At 70.3% G+C, this 18,468-nt stretch carries 14 protein-coding genes; 5 read left to right on the top strand and 9 right to left on the bottom strand.

Features of this window, described 5'->3' with window-relative positions; translation table 11 throughout:
* The first annotated feature begins 119 nt into the window (after nt 1-119).
* Nucleotides 120-821: a Crp/Fnr family transcriptional regulator gene (locus AC3WOH_RS17750; protein WP_492230606.1), complete on the top strand. Its 702-nt coding sequence runs from the start codon at nt 120-122 to the stop codon at nt 819-821.
* Here AC3WOH_RS17750 and AC3WOH_RS17745 read toward each other — a convergent pair whose 3' ends face one another.
* The 7 genes from AC3WOH_RS17745 to AC3WOH_RS17715 form a co-directional block, all read right to left on the bottom strand.
* Nucleotides 822-2,288: a benzaldehyde dehydrogenase gene (locus AC3WOH_RS17745; protein ID WP_492230605.1), complete on the bottom strand. Its 1,467-nt coding sequence runs from the start codon at nt 2,286-2,288 to the stop codon at nt 822-824.
* 39 nt (nt 2,289-2,327) lie between these two features.
* Nucleotides 2,328-4,067: a GMC family oxidoreductase gene (locus AC3WOH_RS17740; protein WP_492230604.1), complete on the bottom strand. Its 1,740-nt coding sequence runs from the start codon at nt 4,065-4,067 to the stop codon at nt 2,328-2,330.
* 126 nt (nt 4,068-4,193) lie between these two features.
* A complete protein-coding gene (locus AC3WOH_RS17735) occupies nt 4,194-5,336 on the bottom strand; it encodes a helix-turn-helix domain-containing protein (protein ID WP_492230603.1) in 1,143 nt (380 codons plus the stop codon).
* 18 nt (nt 5,337-5,354) lie between these two features.
* The gene (locus AC3WOH_RS17730; RefSeq protein WP_492230602.1) at nt 5,355-6,155 is read right to left on the bottom strand and encodes an alpha/beta fold hydrolase; all 801 of its coding nucleotides are present in this window, start codon (nt 6,153-6,155) and stop codon (nt 5,355-5,357) included.
* The gene (locus tag AC3WOH_RS17725) at nt 6,152-7,699 is read right to left on the bottom strand and encodes a benzoate-CoA ligase family protein (RefSeq protein ID WP_492230601.1); all 1,548 of its coding nucleotides are present in this window, start codon (nt 7,697-7,699) and stop codon (nt 6,152-6,154) included. Before AC3WOH_RS17725 ends, AC3WOH_RS17730 begins: the two co-directional genes overlap by 4 nt.
* Before the next feature lie 62 nt (nt 7,700-7,761).
* Nucleotides 7,762-9,312 (bottom strand): 3,4-dehydroadipyl-CoA semialdehyde dehydrogenase, encoded by a 1,551-nt coding sequence (locus tag AC3WOH_RS17720; RefSeq protein WP_492230600.1) that lies wholly within the window; start codon nt 9,310-9,312, stop codon nt 7,762-7,764.
* 192 nt (nt 9,313-9,504) lie between these two features.
* A complete protein-coding gene (locus AC3WOH_RS17715) occupies nt 9,505-9,993 on the bottom strand; it encodes a DUF4863 family protein (protein WP_492230599.1) in 489 nt (162 codons plus the stop codon).
* A 205-nt stretch (nt 9,994-10,198) separates the two neighbouring features.
* Here AC3WOH_RS17715 and AC3WOH_RS17710 point away from each other — a divergent pair, with 205 nt between their 5' ends.
* The 4 genes from AC3WOH_RS17710 to boxA all read left to right on the top strand — a co-directional run bounded on the left by AC3WOH_RS17710 (nt 10,199) and on the right by boxA (nt 15,965).
* Entirely contained in the window at nt 10,199-11,137 is a 939-nt protein-coding gene (locus AC3WOH_RS17710) for a helix-turn-helix transcriptional regulator (RefSeq protein WP_492230598.1), read from the top strand.
* Between the two features lie 302 nt (nt 11,138-11,439).
* Nucleotides 11,440-13,113: a 2,3-epoxybenzoyl-CoA dihydrolase gene (boxC, locus tag AC3WOH_RS17705; RefSeq protein WP_492230597.1), complete on the top strand. Its 1,674-nt coding sequence runs from the start codon at nt 11,440-11,442 to the stop codon at nt 13,111-13,113.
* Nucleotides 13,114-13,144: 31 nt separating this feature from the next.
* On the top strand, nt 13,145-14,572 hold the full coding sequence (gene boxB, locus AC3WOH_RS17700; protein ID WP_492230596.1) for a benzoyl-CoA 2,3-epoxidase subunit BoxB: 1,428 nt from the start codon (nt 13,145-13,147) through the stop codon (nt 14,570-14,572).
* Between the two features lie 118 nt (nt 14,573-14,690).
* Nucleotides 14,691-15,965: a benzoyl-CoA 2,3-epoxidase subunit BoxA gene (gene boxA / locus AC3WOH_RS17695; protein WP_492230595.1), complete on the top strand. Its 1,275-nt coding sequence runs from the start codon at nt 14,691-14,693 to the stop codon at nt 15,963-15,965.
* On the opposite strand, the gene AC3WOH_RS17690 is transcribed toward boxA, so the two are convergent.
* Together AC3WOH_RS17690 and AC3WOH_RS17685 are read right to left on the bottom strand one after the other, a co-directional pair.
* Nucleotides 15,962-16,720, bottom strand: a complete 759-nt coding sequence (locus tag AC3WOH_RS17690) for an SGNH/GDSL hydrolase family protein (protein WP_492230594.1) — start codon at nt 16,718-16,720, stop codon at nt 15,962-15,964. The genes boxA and AC3WOH_RS17690 overlap by 4 nt on opposite strands.
* A gap of 126 nt (nt 16,721-16,846) precedes the next feature.
* The gene (locus AC3WOH_RS17685) at nt 16,847-18,232 is read right to left on the bottom strand and encodes an SPOR domain-containing protein (RefSeq protein WP_492230593.1); all 1,386 of its coding nucleotides are present in this window, start codon (nt 18,230-18,232) and stop codon (nt 16,847-16,849) included.
* Between the last annotated feature and the right edge of the window lie 236 nt (nt 18,233-18,468).

Here is an 18,468-nt window from a genome sequence, read left to right as displayed (position 1 = left end):
GGAGAATTGCGGGGTGCTCCGCATTGTTTTTCTGGGCACCTTTCCACTCAGTCATCGCGATGACATTTGGGGGCAGGGTATACGCGGGGCCTTGTGTTTTCAGCCGGGAGAAACCCACCTTGCCAGCCCCTTCGGCTCCGTCCACACGGCCGTCCACCACCAGCCTGCTGGCTGCGTCGGCCTGGTTCCCGCTGCTCGATGCACCGGCGCAGCAGCGCGTACTCGACGATGTGCGCGAGGTCGAGGTGCCCGCGGGCGGCGCGCTGTGCCGGCGCGGCGACATCCCCGTGCACTGGTTCGGCGCCATCGAGGGCCTGCTCAAGTGGTCCGTGACCTCGGACGACGGGCGCGCCGTGACCCTGGGCGGCCTGTCGGCCGGCAGCTGGTTCGGCGAGGGCACGCTGCTGCGCGCCCTGCCGCGCACGGCCGACATCATTGCCCTCAGGCCCAGCCGTGTGGCGGTGCTGCCGGTGGAGACCTTTGCGTGGCTGCACGCCACGCAGCGCAGCTTCGACCACTTCCTGCTGCGCCAGATCAACGAGCGCATGCACTGGTTCCTGGGCACCTTCACGGCCCACCACCTGCTCGACACCGACAGCCAGGTGGCGCGCGCGCTGGCCGGGCTGTTCCACCCGTTCCTCTACCCGGGCATGGACCGGCACCTGCAGATCTCGCAGGAGGAGATCGCCAACCTTACCGGGGTGTCGCGCCAGCGCTGCAATGCGGCGCTCAAGCGCCTGCAGGAGTCGGGCATTTTGCAGATCGAGTACGGCGGCATCACCGTGCTCGACCTGCCGGGGCTCAGGCGCTACGTCGAATAGTCAGAACGGGTAGGTGATCGGCTTGGCCAGCGTGCTCACCCACTGCGTGGTGGTGAAGGTCTCCAGGTTGGCCGGCCCGCCGAAGCGCCCGCCGCTGCTCGATGCCCCCATGCCGCCGAACGGCACCTGGAACTCGTTGTTCACCGGCTGGTCGTTGATGTGCACCATGCCCGTCTTCAGCCGCGCGGCCAGGGCCGTGGCGCGGCCCAGGTCGGCGCTGTGGATGGCGGCGGCCAGGCCGTAGTCGCTGCTGTTGGCCAGGGCCACGGCCTCGTCGTCGGTGTCGAACACGGTGATGGGCGCCACGGGGCCGAAGATCTCTTCGCCGAAGGCCGGCATCTGCGGCGTCACGCCGGTGAGCACCGTGGGGCGGTAGAAGCGCCCGTCGTGCGTGCCGCCGGTCACCAGCGTGGCGCCGGCCGCGATGCTGGCCTGCACGATGCCGTGCACCTTGGCCGTCTGCCGGTCGTTGATCAGCGGGCCCAGGTGCACGGGGCCCCGGGCCGGGTCGCCCACCACCAGGGCCTGGGCGCGCGCGGCCAGCTTCTCGGCATAGGCGGCTGCCACGCTGCGGTGCACCAGGTGGCGCCCGGCCTGCATGCAGATCTGCCCCTGGTGCAGGAAGGCGCCCCAGGCCGCGCACGAGGCCGCGCCGTCCAGGTCGGCATCGGGCAGCACGACCATCGCGTTGTTGCCGCCCAGCTCCAGGATCACCTTCTTGAGCGCACGCCCGCAGGCCTCGCCGATGCCCCGGCCCACGGCGGTGGAGCCGGTGAAGGACACCATGTCGGTCAGCGCATGGCGCACCAGCGCGTCGCCGGCCTCGGCGCCGCCGGGCAACACCTGCAGCACACCGGGCGGCAGGCCCGCGTCCGCGAACAGCTGGGCCACCAGCAGGCCGCCGGTGACGGCCGATTGCACGTCGGGCTTGAGCACCACGGCATTGCCCAGCGCCAGGGCCGGCGCCACCGAGCGCATGCCCAGCAGCAGCGGGAAGTTCCAGGGCGCGATCACCGCCACCGTGCCCACGGGCACGCGGCGCCAGCTGTTGCTGCGCCCGGGCAGGGCCGAGGGGAACTGCAGGCCATCGGCCTGCATGGGCAGGGCGGCCGCCATCCACAGTTGTTCCACCGTGGCATGCGTCTCCCACTGGGCTTTGGGCTCGATGGAGCCGCACTCGCGCACGTTCCAATGGATGAACTCGGCGCTGCGCGCCTCCAGCAGCGCGGCGGCGCGGCGGATGACGGCGGCACGCTGATCGAACGGCGTGGCGGCCCAGGCGGTGCCGGCCTCGCGGGCGCGCTGCAGTGCGGCATCGACGTCCTCGCGGTCCGCCAGGCCGGCGCTGGCCAGCACGGTGCCGGTGGCTGCCTCGCGCACGTCCAGCGTGCCGCCGTGGGCGGCCTGCCAGCCATCGGTGTAGATCTTGCCGGCCCAGGCCGGTGTGGGGGTGGTGCTTGCGTCCATGGACTGTCTCCTTGGGGTTGGGAAGGTGGGCCAGAGGGCTCAGGAACGGAGGATCTGCGCCATGCGCTCGCCAATCACCACGCAGGGCATCATGGTGTTGCCGGTGGTCACGGTGGGCATGATGGAACCGTCGGCCACGCGCAGGCGGTCGATGCCGCGCACGCGCAGTTGCGCGTCCACCACGGCCAGCGGGTCGCGGCCCATGCGGCAGGTGCCGACCTCGTGGAAGTAGGTGCCGGCCGCGTTGCGGATGAAGTTCTCCAGGTCCGCGCCCTTGAGCGGGCCGGGCATGACTTCGCGCTTCACGAACTCGCGCATCTCGCGTGCATTGCCGATCTCGCGGCACAGCTCCACGCCGCGCACCAGGGCCTTCAGGTCGGCCGGGTGCGAGAGGAAATTGGCGTCGATGACCACGCCATCGGCCGGCTTGTTCGAGCGCACGGTGAGCCGGCCGCGGCTCTGGGGCTTGACCAGCCCCGGGGCGATGGACCAGGCGTGCTCGGCCATGGGGAACTGCTGGCTGGTGACTTCGTTGGCGTAGGGGATCTCGATCTGGAAGGGCTGCAGGTCCGGCGTGGGCAGGCTGGCGTCGCTTTTCCAGAAGAAGGTGCATTCGGCCGCGTTGTTGCGTGGGGGGATGGCCTTGGGGTATTCCCAGATGCAGCCGGCCAGCAACAGATGGTCGTGGTAGTTGCGGCCCACGCCGGGCAGGTGGTGCGCCACCGGGATGTCCTTGGCCTTGAGTTCCGCCTCGTCGCCGATGCCCGAATGCATGAGGATGCGCGGCGTGTTCACGGCCCCGGTGGACAGGACCACCTCGCGCCGCGCGCGGATGCGGCGCAGCCCGCCCTGGTGCAGCAGCTCGATGCCCTCGGCGCTGCGGCCCTTGAGCAGCACGCGCTGCACCTCGGCACCCGTCAGCACCGTGAGGTTGGGCCGGGACATGGCCGGGTACAGGTACGTGCGTGCCACGCCGTGGCGGCGGCCGTCCTTGATGGTGGTGTTGGCGATGGCGCAGCCGCCCGGGCCTTCCATCATGCGGCCGTTGTGGTCGGCGAACGAGGGGATGCCCACGCCGCGCGCGGCCTCCACCATGGCCGGGGCGATGGGGTTCGGGTCCTTGGCAGGCTGCACCCAGAAGATGCCGCCCTGGCCGCGCCACTGTGGGTCGGGCGCGCCCTGCCAGTCCTCGATGGACTTGTACAGCGCCAGCACGCTGCGGTAGGACCAGGCGTCGTCGCCGGCCTCGCGCGCCCAGTGGTCGAAGTCGTTCTGGTGCCCGCGCACATAGGCCATGGCGTTGATCGCGCTGCCACCGCCCAGCGCCTTGCCCATGGGCTGGGCCACCACGCGGTTGTTGAGGTGGGCGTTGGGCGTGGTGGCGAACGACCAGTCCAGCGGCGTGCCCAGGTTGGTGAACCACACGCCGGGGTGGTTCACCGAGTCCACGTCGTCGCTGCCGCCGGCTTCGATGAGCAGCACGCGCAGCGTGGGGTCTTGCGTGAGGCGGTGCGCCACCACGCAGCCGGCGCTGCCCGCGCCGCAGACGATGTAGTCGTACTCGTCGGTGAGCGCGCGGTTCAGCGCGCGCTGGTTGTCGCGCACGGCCACGGCCTTGTCGGCCATGGTGCAGGCCGCCGTCATGGAAACGCCGGCCGCGAGCGCCCAGCGCATGAAGCTGCGCCGGTCGGTGCGGCCGCGTGCCAGGGCCATCTCGGCGGCGTCGAGGGCATCGCCGCGCGCCAGGTCGGGTGGGGAGGATTTTTCGGGTGGGTACATGCCTTGTGTCTCCTGCTTTCTGGTTCTTGCAGACCGCGGGCGCGGTGCAGGGAAAGTCTAGGAAGACGCTCGCAGTGCGGCGAGCCCAGGGCAAACCCGCAGGGAAAGTGTTCCGAATCGGAACAGCTACGACTTGCGCTGCAGGTGGCGGTAGATCACGCCGCGCGAAACGCCCAGCGCCCGGGCCGCGCGCGCCACCTTGCCGTCCGCGGCCTGCAGCGCCTGCGCGATGCTGTCGGCCTGGGTTTCCTCCAACGTGCGCGGGGCGGTGGGTGGTTCATCTGCCGAGGGCGCAGTGCAAGCGACTGCCACTGGGGTGAGCGCGGCCGCACCATCGCGTGCCAGCAGGCGCGCGCCGCACCAAGCGGTGAGCCCATTGGGCAGGCACAGCGCATGCGGGCCCGGGTGCCGCGCCAGGGCCACCAGCGCATGCAGCGGCTGGCCAAACACCTCCAGCGCGGGCAGGCCGCGCTGCGCCCCCGTGAGGCGCGCCCCCGTGGCATTGGTCCAACGCACCACCCCCGCGCCATCGATGCCGGCCAGGGCCTCCAGCGGCGTGCCCAGCAGCGCGGGGTCGGCATGGAAGGCCAGCACCAGCAGGTCGTCGGACTGCAGCTGCAGCAGCCGGTTCTCGATGCCGCGCGCGTACGACGCGATCAGCGCATAGGCGTCGAAGCCGAAGCCCCGCCCCTCCACCGAGAGGTCGAGCACGCCGGCCAGTTGCCCGTCCACCCCGCGGATGGGCGCGGCCGCGCACTGGATGCCCAGGATGGCTTCGTTGAAATGCTCGTTGGCCAGCACCGAGCAACCCTTGCCCGTGGCGCTCACGATGCCCGGCGCCGTGGTGCCCAGCGAGGCCTCCGAGAGGTCCATGCCCAGGCGGGCCAGGGCCGGCAGGGCCGATTCGGCGGCGCAGGGCGTGCGCTGGCCGGTGCAGACGATCACGCCCTGGGCATTGGTCAGCAAGAGCTGGCTGGGCGTGCCCGCCAGCGCCTGCTCCAGCTGCGCCAGGGCCGGCGATGCCGCGGCGCGCAGCAGGCGGCTGTGGCGCAGGGCGGCATCGGTGCGCAGTGCACTCAGCGGCTCGGCCTCGATGCGGTCGCGCGTGCGCTTGCCGGCCGCGTTGCAGCGCGACCACGATTGCAGCACCGCGTCGTTCACCAGGCCGGTGGGTTGCTCGCCTTCTTCGAAGAAGCGCTCGCGTGCCAGCGCGGCGCGCTGCGCCGGCGTGGAGAAGAACAGCTGCGTGGGCGGGCCGGGGTGGGTCATGGCCGGGCCGCCGTTGCCTCAGGCGCGCTGCGCTGTGATGAAGTCCGTGGCCGCAGCGATCACCGCGTCGGGCCGGTCGCGGTGCGGCGAGTGGCCGCAGGCGGGCAGTTCCAGCAACTCTGTGCCCGGCACCCGGCGCGCGATGCCGCGGATCTGCTCCAGCGTGCCGTACTCGTCGTCCACGCCCTGGATGGCGAGCACCGGCGCGCGGATGGCGGCGATCTCGGCCTCGATGTTCCACTGCCGAAAAGGCGGGTGCAGCCAGATGCGGTTCCAGCCCCAGAAGGCCGAGTCCGCGTCGTCGTGGTAGCGGCCGAGCTTCGCGGGCAGATCGGTGTTCAGGTAGGCCCCGCGTGCGATCTCGATGTTGGCGATGGTCACGTCCTCCACAAAGATGTGCGGCGCCATCAGCACCAGGCCGCGCACGGCCTCCGGGAAGCGTGCCGCATACAGCAGCGCGATGGAGCCACCGTCGCTGTGGCCCAGCAGCCAGGGCGCTTCGGTGATGCCCAGCGCCTCGAAGAAGGCGGGGAGCACCTCGTGCGCCTGGCGGTGCATGAAGTCCACGTCCCAGGTTTCATCGGCTGCGCGCGGGGTGGAGCGGCCATAGGCCGGGCGCGAGAACACCAGGCCGCGCAGGCCCGCGGCGGCGCACAGGCGCTCGGGAAAGTCCTTCCACATCGCCACCGAGCCCAGGCCCTCGTGCAGGAACACGAGCAACGGGGCATCGCGGCGCTCGGGCGCGATCCACTGGTGCTCGATGCGCACCGTGCGGCCGCGCCATGCGATGCTGGCGAATTCCGTGGAGGCGCCGGTCACGCGCGGGCCTCCTTCTCGCGCAGGCGAAAGCGCTGGATCTTGCCCGTGGCCGTCTTGGGCAGCTCCTCGATGAACTCGATGAAGCGCGGGTACTTGTAGGCCGCCAGGCGCTCCTTCACAAAGGCCTGCAGCGCCTGGGCGTCGGCCTGCTGGCCCGGCTTGAGCACCACATAGGCCTTGGTCTTGGTCAGGCCCTCGCCGTCCTGCACGCCGATCACGGCCGATTCGAGCACGGCGGGGTGCTGCATCAGCGTGGCCTCCACCTCGAAGGGCGAGACATAGATGCCGCTGACCTTGAGCATGTCGTCGCTGCGGCCGGCATAGGTGTAGTAGCCGTCGGTGTCGCGCGTGTACTTGTCGCCGCTCTTGGTCCAGCCGCCCTGGAAGGTCTCGCGCGACTTCTCGCGGTTGGCCCAGTACATCAGCGCCGCGCTCGGGCCGCGGATGTACAGGTCGCCCACCTCACCGTCGGGCACGGGGCGGCCGTCCTCGCCGCGCAGCTCCACCTCGTAGCCCTCCACGGGCTTGCCGGTGGTGCCGTAGCGCACGTCGCCCGGGCGGTTGGAGATGAAGATGTGCAGCATCTCGGTGGAGCCGATACCGTCGATGATCTCGCAGCCGAAGCGCTCCTTGAAGCGCTGGGCGATCTCGCCCGGCAGGGCCTCGCCGGCCGACGAGCACATGCGCAGCGCCACGGCCTCGCGCGCCGGCAGCGCGGGCGAGGCCAGCATGCCGGCAAAGCCCGTGGGCGCACCGAAGAACACGGTGGGGCGGTGCTGCGTCCAGCGGCGGAAGGTGGCGTCGGGCGTGGGCCGCTCGGCCATCAGCACCACGGTGGCGCCCACGGAGAGCGGGAAGGTCAGCGCATTGCCCAGGCCGTAGGCGAAGTACATCTTGGCGGCCGAGAAGCACACGTCGTCCTCGGTCAGGCCGAGCACGGGCTTGCCGTAGAGCTCGGCCGTCCACCACAGGTTGGCGTGGGTGTGCACCGTGCCCTTGGGCTTGCCCGTGGAGCCCGAGGAATAGAGCCAGAAGCCCGGGTCGTCCGCTGCGGTGTTGACCGGCGCCGCGAGCGGCGTGGCGGCCGCCAGCGCGGCCTCGAAGTCCTGCGCTCCGTCGGGCAGCGGCCCGGTGGGCTGCGAGACGAGCAGGGTGCGCACCTCGTGCGGGGTGCGGCCCATGGCGTCCTGCAGCACGGCCAGCAGCGCGCCCGAGACGATGGCCGCCTGCGCACGGCTGTGGTCCAGCATGTAGGCGTAGTCGTCGGCCGTGAGCAGGGTGTTCACCGCCACCGGCACCACGCCCGCGTACAGGCAGCCCAGGAAGGCCACGGGCCAGTCGCTGCTGTCGTGCATGAGCAGCAGCACACGCTCCTCGCGGTGCACGCCCGCTTGGGTAAGGGCTGCGGCCAGGCGCCGGGCCCGGTCTTCGAGCGCGCCGTAGGCCAGGCTGCCGCGGTCATCGATGTAGGCGGTGCGCTGCGCACGCGCTGCATTCAGGGTGAACAGGTGCTGGGCAAAATTGAATCGTGGGGGCAGGCTCATGGTGTGTCTCCTTGGGGCCCTCTCGGGTGGGGTGCGCGCTGTGTGCCGCGTCTGTTGTCGTGTCAAAGTCCCAGCGCAGCGAGCACGCCGGGGCTGGCCTGCACGGCCGTGCGCTGGTGGTAGAAGGCGAGGGCGCGCAGGCCGCCCAGTTCGGCGCCACCGCCCGCGCGGCCCGGGCCGCCGTGCTGCGACATGGGCATCACATTGCCGTGGCCGCTGTGGGCCTGCGCCACGTCGGGCGTGACCACGTGCACGCGGCCATGGCTGGCCGCCACGGCCAGTGCGGTCTGTGCCAGTGCGGTTTCGTCGCTGCCATAGAGCGAAGTGACCAGCGAGCCCTGGCCCCGGTGGGCGAGGGCAATGGCATGCGCGCTGTCGCGGTAGGGCAGCAGCGTGGCCACGGGGCCGAAGACCTCCACGTCGTGAACCGCCTGCGCGGCATCGGCATCGCGTGCGCCCAGCAGCACCGGGCCGATGCAGGCGGCCACGGCCGGGTCGGCATCCACCAGCGGCCGGTCCCGCCCGTCGTGCAGCACCTGGGCATGGGCCTGCAGCGTGGCCAGGCCCTCGCGCACCGAGGCCAGTTGGGCGCGGCTGACCAGCGCGCCCATGCGCACGCTGTCGTTGCGCGGGTTGCCCACGGTGATGCCGGCGAGCTTGGCGCCAATGGCCTCGGCTGCGGCGTCGTACACCGCGGCCGGCACCAGGATGCGGCGGATCGCCGTGCACTTCTGGCCCGATTTCACGGTCATCTCGCGCACCACCTCGCGCACCAGCAGGTTGAAGGCCTCGCTGCCCGGGGCCTCGCCCGGCAGCAGCAGGGCGCTGTTGAGGCTGTCGGCCTCGATGTTGGCGCGCACCGAGCGCTGGGCCACGGCCGGGTGCGAGCGGATGATACCTGCCGTTTCGGCCGAGCCGGTGAACGACACCACGTCGAAGGGCTGCAACTGGTCCATGAGCCCGGCCGAGCTGCCGGCAATGACCGACAGCGCGCCCGCGGGCAGCACGCCCGCATCCACCACATCCTTGACCATGCGCTGGGTGAGCCAGGCCGTGGCCGTGGCCGGCTTGGCGATGACGGGCACGCCCGAGAGCAGGGCCGGTGCGGCTTTTTCCCACAGGCCCCACGACGGGAAGTTGAAGGCATTGATGCACAGCGCCACGCCCTGCGTGGGCACCGAGAGGTGCTGCGACTGGAAGGCCGGGTCCTTGCCCAGCCGGGCCGCATCGCCGTCGCGCAGCGCGCGCACATCGCCCAGGGCGTCGCCCCATTTGGCGTACTGGCCCAGGGTGAAGATGGCGCCGTCGATGTCCACGCCCGAATCGTTCTTCACCGTGCCCGCATTGGCCGTGGCGATCTCGTAGTAGGCATCGCGGTTGGCCAGCAACACCTTGACGATGGCGGCCAGCAGCGCGGCGCGCTCGCGGTAGGTCAGCGCGCGCAGCGCCGCGCCGCCTTGCTGGCGGGCGAAGGTAAAGGCCTCGGCCAGGTCGAGCCCGGTGGAATCCACGCGCACCAGTTCGTTGCCCAGCACGGGGTCGAACAGCGGCGTGCCGTTGCCGGTACCGGCCTGCCAGCGGCCGGCGGCGTAGTTGGGGAGAAGTTCGGTCATACAGTTAGATGGAGAAGAATGCGGTTTTCGGTTGTCCAACACGTTGTGCATCGCCTGCGACGCACGAAACTGGCGCGGCCGAAGCCAGTGCCCCCGTGCAAGGGCCGCCCCGCCGCACTGGGGGCGTCCCCCTCCCGACTCGCGCAGCGAGTCGAGAGAGGGGTGAAGGCGCGAAGCGACTCAGGGGGTGTTTCATTTGCTGAATTGGATCTGGCCCTCAGGGAGCAGATAGAGCACCAGGGCGCGGCCCTGGGCCACGGTGGGGCGGTGCGCGGTGCCGGGTCCATAGACACACCAGCCCGCGGGCCGGCCGTCGAAGGTGGCGCTGCTGCCCTCGATGGGCATGATCAGGTCGATCTCGCCATTCGGGTGCGTGTGGTGCGGGCCGGCCAGGTCCTGCATGTCGACCACGTCCACCGAAAAGCGGTGCAGCGCATCCTCGGCCTTGAACACCCGGCCGTACTTGATGCCGCCGCCCTCGCGTTCGCACAGCCAGCCCTCGGCCACACCGGTCTGGCAGGCGCTGCGCAGTTGCTCATAGGTGGCGCTGCCTGCGCCGTGGGCGGCGTTGAGCCACCGGTCCAGCGCTGCATCGAGCGGGCGGCCGTCGATCTGCGCGGTGAGGTCGGCGAGCAGGGCATGGAAGGCTTCCTGGCTGGCGGGGCGGGTCGTCGTCGTCATCGTGGCGGGCTCTCTTGGAAGCTGGCTGGGCCTGTGGCGTGTTCACGGCCTTGGGCCAAGGATGGCCTTGCGGTATCGTGAAACGTGCAGTATCTTGCGTGTGGCTGAACGATAAACTTCGATGTGATGTTCGTCAAGCACTATAGTGCATATATTTGGATGCTGCCCCGGCAGGCACAATCCAGTGGAGTGAACAAGGACGCGCATGAATGAGCAAGACGACGCAGTGCTGGCCACTGCGCCCACCGACGGCAATGGCGCTGCAGCGCCGGGCGGCGAAGCCCGCAACCCGCTGCTGACGGCGCTGGGCGAGCGCGTGCGCAACCTGCGCGCGCAGCGCGGGCTCACGCGCAAGGCCGTGGCCATCGCGGCCGACGTGTCCGAGCGCCACCTGGCCAACCTGGAATACGGCACGGGCAATGCCTCCATCCTGGTGCTGCAGCAGGTGGCGGGGGCCTTGCACTGCTCGCTGGCCGAACTGGTGGGCGACGTCACGACCAGCTCGCCCGAATGGCTGCTGATCCGCGAGCTGCTCGAAAACCGCAGCGAGGCCGATCTGCGCCGCGTGCGCATCGCCCTGGGCGAGCTGCTGGGCACGGCCTCGGTCGACCCGGCGCGGCACACGCGCATCGCCCTCATCGGCCTGCGCGGCGCGGGCAAGTCCACCCTGGGCCAGATGCTCGCGGACGACCTGGACGTGCCCTTTGTGGAGCTGAGCCGCGAGATCGAGAAGCTCGCGGGCTGCAGCGTGCGCGAGATCCACGACCTCTACGGCACCAATGCCTACCGCCGCTACGAGCGCCGCGCGCTCGAGGAAACCATCCAGATCTACAGCGAGGTGGTGATCGCCACCCCGGGCGGCATCGTCTCCGACCCCGCCACCTTCAACGAACTGCTGGCCCACTGCACCACGGTCTGGCTGCAGGCCGCGCCCGAGGAGCACATGGGCCGCGTGGCCGCGCAGGGCGACACCCGCCCCATGGCCGCCAGCAAGGAGGCCATGGACGACCTGCGCCGCATTCTGAGCGGTCGCGCCGCCTTCTATTCCAAGGCCGATCTTTCGGTGGACACCAGTGGCAAGAGCCTGGCGCAGGCGTTCCAGGGATTGCGCTCGGTGGCCAAGCAGTCTGTAAGCTCCCCCTGAGTCGCTTCGCGCCATCCCCCTGAGGGGGACGCCACCGGTGGCCTGGCAAAGCCAGTTCCACGGTGGCGCTGGCTTGCGGTGTGCCTGTCTCCACGGTTGAGCACAGTGGCCACGCTATAAAGCCTGGGCCGCCTATCTCTTGCTGGCGCACCAGCGCCACACCTTTCGCAACGAAAAAAAGCAGTCCAGGCATTGACGCGTCTGTAAACATGCAGCATGATGCATGTCATCGAAATCAAAAGCTGCATTATTTTTCTTGTTTTGAGGTTTGCAGCCGCCCCCGGCCCCACAGGAGACATGCCATGACCGCCACCACCACCAGCGCCCCGGCGCGCGTCGACTACCGCACCGAACCCGGCCAGTACCGCCACTGGTCGCTCAGCGTCGAGGGCGCCATCGCGCGCCTGTCGCTCAACATCGCCGAGGACGGCGGCATCCGCCCCGGCTACAAGCTCAAGCTCAACAGCTACGACCTGGGCGTGGACATCGAGCTCAACGACGCGCTCAACCGCGTGCGCTTCGAGCACCCCGGCGTGCGCAGCGTGGTCGTCACCAGCGGCAAGGACCGCATCTTCTGCTCGGGTGCCAACATCTTCATGCTGGGTGTCTCCAGCCACGCCTGGAAGGTGAACTTCTGCAAGTTCACCAACGAGACGCGCAACGGCATCGAGGATTCCTCGAAGCACTCGGGCCTCAAGTTCCTCGCCGCCGTCAACGGCGCCTGCGCCGGTGGCGGCTACGAGCTGGCCCTGGCCTGCGACGAAATCCTGCTGGTGGACGACCGCTCGTCCGCCGTGTCCCTGCCCGAGGTGCCCCTGTTGGGCGTGCTGCCCGGCACCGGTGGCCTGACCCGCGTGACCGACAAGCGCCACGTGCGCCACGACCTGGCCGACATCTTCTGCACCAGCGTGGAAGGCGTGCGCGGCCAGCGCGCGGTGGAATGGCGCCTGGTGGATGCCGTGGCCAAGCCGGCCCAGTTCGCTGCCGCGGTGCAGGACCGCGCCGTGCAGCTCGCCGCAGGCAGCGACCGCCCGGCCGGCGCCCAGGGCGTGGCCCTGACCCGCCTGGAACGCGAGGATGGCGCCGACAGCCTGGGCTACTCGCACGTGCAGGTGCAGATCGACCGCGCCAAGCGCACGGCCACCCTCACCGTGAAGGCACCCACCGGTGTGCAGCCGGCCGACATTGCCGCCATCGAGGCGGCCGGCACGGCCTGGTGGCCGCTGGCCCTGGCGCGCGAGCTGGACGACGCCATCCTCAACCTGCGCACCAACGAACTCGACATCGGCACCTGGCTGCTCAAGACCGAGGGCGATGCCAAGGCCGTGCTCGCGTCCGATGCCGTGATGCTGGCGCACAAGGACCACTGGCTGGTGCGCGAGACCATCGGCGCGCTGCGCCGCACGCTGGCGCGGCTGGATGTGTCCTCGCGCACCCTGTTCGCGGTGGTGCAGGAGGGCTCGTGCTTCGCCGGCACGCTGGCCGAGCTGGCCTTCGCGGCCGACCGCACCTACATGCTGGCCCTGCCCGACGATGCCGAGCGCGCACCGAAACTGGTGCTCAACGAATTCAACTTCGGCTTCTTCCCCATGGTCAACGACCAGAGCCGCCTGCAGCGCCGCTTCTACGAAGAGGCCGCACCGCTGGACGCCGCGCGCGCCGCGGCCGGCAAGCCGCTCGACGCCGACGAGGCCCTGGCCCTGGGCCTGGTCACGGCCGCGCCCGACGACATCGACTGGGACGACGAGCTGCGCATGGCCATCGAGGAGCGCGCCGCCATGTCGCCCGACGCCCTGACCGGCCTGGAAGCCAACCTGCGCTTTGCCAGCAAGGAGAACATGGCCACGCGCATCTTCGGCCGGCTCACCGCCTGGCAGAACTGGATCTTCAACCGCCCCAACGCCGTGGGCGACAAGGGTGCGCTCAAGGTCTACGGCACCGGCGAAAAGGCCGGCTTCGATTTGAACCGCGTCTGACCCCGCCGCCCCAACCTTCCAAGGAGCAACGATGAGCACGATCAACTACAGCGAGAAGATCCCCAACAACGTCAACCTGAGCGAAGACCGCACGCTGCAGCGCGCGCTCGAAGGCTGGCAGCCCAACTTCATCAACTGGTGGGACGATGTGGGCCCCGAGGGCTCGACCAACCACGAGGTCTACCTGCGCACCGCCGTGAGCGTGGACCCGCAGGGCTGGGCCCAGTTCGGCCACGTGAAGATGCGCGACTACCGCTGGGGCATCTTCCTGAACCCGGGCGACGCCAACCGCGAGATCCACTTCGGCGACCACAAGGGCGAGAAGGCCTGGCAGGACGTGCCCGGCGAGCACCGCGCCAACCTGCGCCGCATCATCGTCACCCAGGGCGACACCGAGCCCGCCTCGGTCGAGCAGCAGCGCCACCTGGGCCTCACGGCGCCCAGCATGTACGACCTGCGCAACCTGTTCCAGATCAACGTGGAAGAGGGCCGCCACCTCTGGGCCATGGTCTACCTGCTGCACAAGCACTTCGGCCGCGACGGCCGCGAGGAGGCCGAGGCCCTGCTGCAGCGCACCTCGGGCGATGAGAACAACCCGCGCATCCTGGGGGCCTTCAACGAGGCCACGCCCGACTGGCTGGCGTTCTTCATGTTCACCTACTTCACGGACCGCGACGGCAAGTTCCAGCTCTCGGCCCTGGCCGAAAGCGCCTTCGACCCGCTGGCGCGCACCACCAAGTTCATGCTGACCGAAGAGGCGCACCACATGTTCGTGGGCGAGAGCGGCGTCTCGCGCGTGCTCACGCGCACCGCCCAGGTCATGAACGAGCTCAAGACCGACGACCCGCAGAAGATCCGCGCCGCCGGCGCCATCGACCTGGGCACGGTGCAGCGCTACCTGAACTTCCACTACAGCGTGACCATCGACCTGTTCGGCGCCGACCAGTCGAGCAACGCCGCCATCTTTTACAGCTCGGGCCTCAAGGGCCGCTACGAGGAAGGCAAGCGCACCGACGACCATGTGCTCAAGGGCCAGACCTACAAGGTGCTGGAGGTCCGCGACGGCCAGCTCCTGGAGAAGGAAGTGCCCATGCTCAACGCCCTGAACGAGGTGCTGCGCGACGACTTCATCAAGGACTCGGTGGCCGGCGTGGGCCGCTGGAACAAGGTGCTGGAAAAAGCCGGCATCCCCACCCGCCTGGTGGTGCCGCACAAGGCCTTCAACCGCCAGATCGGCGCGCTCGCGGGCATCAAGATGTCGCCCGAGGGCCGCGTGGTGAACGACATGGAATGGGCCGCCAAGAAGGACGAATGGCTGCCCAGCGCCGAGGACTTCGCCTTTGTCGCCTCGCTGATGGGCCGTGTGGTCGAGCCCGGAAAGTTCGCCGGCTGGATTGCGCCCCCGGTCATGGGCATCAACCGCCAGCCGGTCGACTTCGAATACGTGCGTTTCGGCTGATGGACAAAGCGGCGCCCTCGGCGTATGAACGAGGGCAGCAGGGACGGCGGCCGGCCCCACGAAGCCCGCAGGCCCCATCCCGACCCCCGCGCCTGCGGGGGTGACACAGGAGAATTACATGGACATGGCCGTTGAAGCCGGGGTCATCAAGCAGCACCTGATCGACCCGGAAATCTGCATCCGCTGCAACACCTGCGAGGCGACCTGCCCCGTCAATGCGATCACGCACGACGACAACAACTACGTCGTGCGCGCCGACGTCTGCAATGGCTGCATGGCCTGCATCTCGCCCTGCCCCACGGGGTCCATCGACAACTGGCGCACCATGCCGCTGGTGCGCGCCTATTCCATCGAGGAACAGCTGACCTGGGAGTCCCTGCCCGCCGAGCTCAGCCCCGAAGAACTGGCGGCGGCTGGGGCTGGCAGCGATACCGCAGAGGCCCCTGTCGCGGTGCCGGCAGCCGTGGCCACGGCCGAGCCCGGCGTGCAGCCCCAGCCGCCCATGCACCGGGGCGCCACCGTGCCGCCCTGGTCGGCCGCGCACGCCTACACCAACCTCTACCCGCCCAAGTCGCCCACCACGGCCACGGTGGTCGGCAATTTCAATTGCACCGAGGCGGGTTTCGAAAGCGAAACACACCATGTGGTGCTGGACTTTGGCAGCCTGCCGTTCCCCGTGCTCGAAGGCCAGTCCATCGGCATCATCCCCCCGGGCACCGACGCCCTGGGCAAGCGCCACCATGCGCGCCAGTACTCGATTGCCAGCGCGCGCAATGGCGAGCGCCCGGGCTACAACAATCTGGCGCTCACCGTGAAGCGCGTCACCTCGGACCACGACGGCACGCCCGTGCGCGGCGTCGCGTCCAACTACGTCTGCGACCTCAAGGTGGGCGACAAGGTGGAGGTGGTGGGCCCGTTCGGCCACTCCTTCCTCATGCCCAACCACCCCAAGTCCCATGTGGTGATGATCTGCACCGGCACCGGCAGCGCGCCCATGCGCGCCATGACCGAATGGCGCCGGCGCCTGCGCAAGAGCGGCAAGTTCGAGGGCGGCAAGCTCATGCTGTTCTTCGGTGCACGCACGCAGCAGGAGTTGCCGTACTTCGGCCCCTTGCAAAGCCTGCCCAAGGACTTCATCGACATCAACCTGGCCTTCTCGCGCACCCCTGGCCAGCCCCGGCGCTATGTGCAGGACCTGATGCGCGAGCGAGCGCCCGATCTGGCCGAACTGCTGCGCGACGGCAACAGCCATTTCTATGTCTGCGGCTTGAAGAGCATGGAAGAGGGCGTGGTGCTGGCCCTGCGCGACGTGGCGGCCGAGGCCGGCCTGGACTGGGAGGCCCTGGCGACCACCCTGGCGCGCGAAGGGCGCCTGCACCTGGAGACGTACTAGCCTCCGGTAAGGCTGGCCAGGCCTTCCTGCCGCAGCAGTTCCTCGTACCACTGCTGGTAGCCCGCGCTGCTCGGGTGCAGGCCGTCGGCGGCATGGAGTTCGTCGGCGCGCTGCACGAACGGGTCCTGCGCGCGCGGCTTGAGCAGGCGCACATAGCGCACGCCGCTCTCCAGCGCCACCGCCTGCGCGGTGGCATGCAGGCGCTTGGAGCGGCCCTCCAGGAACCACGAGACGGGCGGCATGAACAGCGGCGCATGGCCTACATTGCCGCAGGGCATCAGCACCACCTGCTTGCCGCGCGCCTTGGCCGTGCGGATGGCCTGTTCCATATGGCCGTGCAAGCGCTGTTCCGCGGTCAGCCGGATCACATCGTTGCCGCCCGCGAGCACCAGCACCAGGTCATAACCGGGACGCGCCTGCTCCAACTGGGCCTGCACGTCCTCGAATTTGGCGCCATTGCTGGCCAGGTTGTCGATCTGCCAGCGCGGGTGGGCGGCACCGATGCGCCCCACCAGGCTGTCTTCGGGGCGCGCCGCGCCCGTGCCCACGGCCGTGCTGTCGCCGACCACCAGGATGCGCCGCTCGGGCTGGGCCGGCTGGGCCGTGTAGGGGCGCGAGGCCTTGGCCAGGTCCGAGGCCGTCATCAGGCGCCAGGGCGCACACCCCGTGAGCAACAGGGCCCCGGCCGCCACGGCGGCCAAAGTCCACCAGCGGGGCCGCAGGGCATGGAAGGTGGAGTGGCGCAGCGTGGGCATGGGGCGGTGGTGCAGGCGACAGGGGTCGATACTGCAGAGTACGCGCCCGTGCCGGCACTGGATGTCGGCCGCATGAACGCCTGCGCGTAGGACGCTGGCTGCGCCCACCGGCGCGCGCAGGGCCTGCTACTTCTTGAACACCACGGCATCCAGCCCCATGCGCTGGATGGTCTGCGCGGCCGTGTCGGCCTCGGCCTTGGTCGCGAAGGGGCCCACGCGCACGCGGATGCGCGGGCCCTTGGCGCTGTCCAGCGGCTGGCGGAAGGCCGGCAGGCCTTCGTTGAGCAGGCGCGATTGCGTCTTGCGCGCATTGGCCTCTTCGGCAAACAGGCCCACATTGATGTAGAAGCCCGAGGCACTGCCCACCATGGCGAGCTCGGGGTCGCTGGCGGCCGAGGCGGCAGGACTGGCCGGGGCCGGGGCCGGACGGGCGGGCTTGCTCGCCGCCGGGGTGCTGGGCGTGGCCTTGGAGGCGGGGGCTGCCGGGGCGCTGGGCTTGGTCTTGGCAGGGGCCGAGGCCGCCGGGGCGGGCGCCGGGGCCGGCTTGCTGGCCGCGACCGGGGGCGTGGCGGCCTTGGATGCCGGGGGCGCAGGCGTGGTGGCTGCGGGGGCCTTGGCGGCAGCGACCGGGGCGGGCGCGCCGGGTGCAGCCTGTGCTGCGGGTGGGTTGGCCGCCGGGTTGCGTGCGGCGGGTGCCGAGGCCGCCTGTGGTGGGGGGGCGGGCGCAGGTGCTGGCGCTGGTGCCGGTGTGCTTGCCGTGGCAGCCGGCGCTGCGGCCTCGGGGGCTGTGGTGGCGCTGGCCGGGGCACTGGGTGCGACCGGTGCCGAAGCCGCACCGCGCAGCACCGACACGGCCGCCAGGCCCGAGGTGGGCACGGCCGCGGACGCCGTGGCTGCGGGGGGCTGGGCCGTGGTGGCCCCCGTGCCGGTGGCACCCGGCGTGTCGCCCGGCGGGAACAGCAGGTAGGCGAGCACGGCCGTGGCCACCACGACCACATGCCCGATGATCACCGCGCTCAGCCGCTGGCGCGAGCTGGCCTGGCGCTCCAGCAGCGCTGCGGCTTCGGGCACGGTGCGCGAGGCCGACAGGGCGCGTGCAATGCGCTTGCGGATCTCGGTGTGCAGCACCGCGTTGGCGAACAGCCCCGGCACCGCGCAGCTGAACAGCACGATGGCGGCCAGGAGGCCCCATTCCACCTGCGGCGGCAGGTGCAGGAACTGGCGGCCCAGGCCGAACACCAGCAGCGCCAGCCCCTCGGCGGCGGCCACATAGACCAGGGCCGCGCCCCAGAGCTGGCGAAACACCAGCCAGCTCAGCGTGCACAGCGCGGCCGGCCAGTTCCAGGTGGTGGTGGTGCGCCCCGCATCGTCGAAGCGCGCAAAGACCGGCAGGTAGTGCTCGGTGTTGACGGGGCCCAGGGCCACGCGGTACAGCGCCGTCATGGCATTGTCCGACGGGGAGTCCAGCGACATGGGTGCGATGGCGTTGGCAGGGTCCAGTGTCAAGGGCATGCCCGATTCTGGCATGGGCCAAGGCCCTCGTAAAAGAGGGAAGTGGCCGGCAGGAGCACCCTTCCCTTGGGGACTGGGGCCTGTTAACACCCATTTCGGGGATCGCGTTGCCCGGCCTGGGGGCTGGATGCAAGGCGCCCGTGCGCAGCAAGGCGTGCGCCTTGCAAGCGCGGGCAACGCCGCAGACGGCCCCCAGGCCGGGCAACCCGAAGGGAAGGTCCTTGCCGGCGCGCCAC

It is taken from the genome of Acidovorax sp. FW305-C-20-28, assembly GCF_058783375.1.
This window is presented reverse-complemented; position numbering and strand designations above follow the sequence as displayed.

What these genes read in the sequence shown, in the direction of transcription:
- AC3WOH_RS17745 (WP_492230605.1), bottom strand. Translation starts at nt 2,288, where the DNA reads ATGGACGCAAGCACCACCCCCACACCGGCCTGGGCCGGCAAGATCTAC.
- AC3WOH_RS17740 (WP_492230604.1), bottom strand. Translation starts at nt 4,067, where the DNA reads ATGTACCCACCCGAAAAATCCTCCCCACCCGACCTGGCGCGCGGCGAT.
- AC3WOH_RS17735 (WP_492230603.1), bottom strand. Translation starts at nt 5,336, where the DNA reads ATGACCCACCCCGGCCCGCCCACGCAGCTGTTCTTCTCCACGCCGGCG.
- AC3WOH_RS17725 (WP_492230601.1), bottom strand. Translation starts at nt 7,699, where the DNA reads ATGAGCCTGCCCCCACGATTCAATTTTGCCCAGCACCTGTTCACCCTG.
- AC3WOH_RS17720 (WP_492230600.1), bottom strand. Translation starts at nt 9,312, where the DNA reads ATGACCGAACTTCTCCCCAACTACGCCGCCGGCCGCTGGCAGGCCGGT.
- AC3WOH_RS17715 (WP_492230599.1), bottom strand. Translation starts at nt 9,993, where the DNA reads ATGACGACGACGACCCGCCCCGCCAGCCAGGAAGCCTTCCATGCCCTG.
- AC3WOH_RS17710 (WP_492230598.1), top strand. Translation starts at nt 10,199, where the DNA reads ATGAATGAGCAAGACGACGCAGTGCTGGCCACTGCGCCCACCGACGGC.
- boxC (WP_492230597.1), top strand. Translation starts at nt 11,440, where the DNA reads ATGACCGCCACCACCACCAGCGCCCCGGCGCGCGTCGACTACCGCACC.
- boxB (WP_492230596.1), top strand. Translation starts at nt 13,145, where the DNA reads ATGAGCACGATCAACTACAGCGAGAAGATCCCCAACAACGTCAACCTG.
- boxA (WP_492230595.1), top strand. Translation starts at nt 14,691, where the DNA reads ATGGACATGGCCGTTGAAGCCGGGGTCATCAAGCAGCACCTGATCGAC.
- AC3WOH_RS17690 (WP_492230594.1), bottom strand. Translation starts at nt 16,720, where the DNA reads ATGCCCACGCTGCGCCACTCCACCTTCCATGCCCTGCGGCCCCGCTGG.
- AC3WOH_RS17685 (WP_492230593.1), bottom strand. Translation starts at nt 18,232, where the DNA reads ATGCCCTTGACACTGGACCCTGCCAACGCCATCGCACCCATGTCGCTG.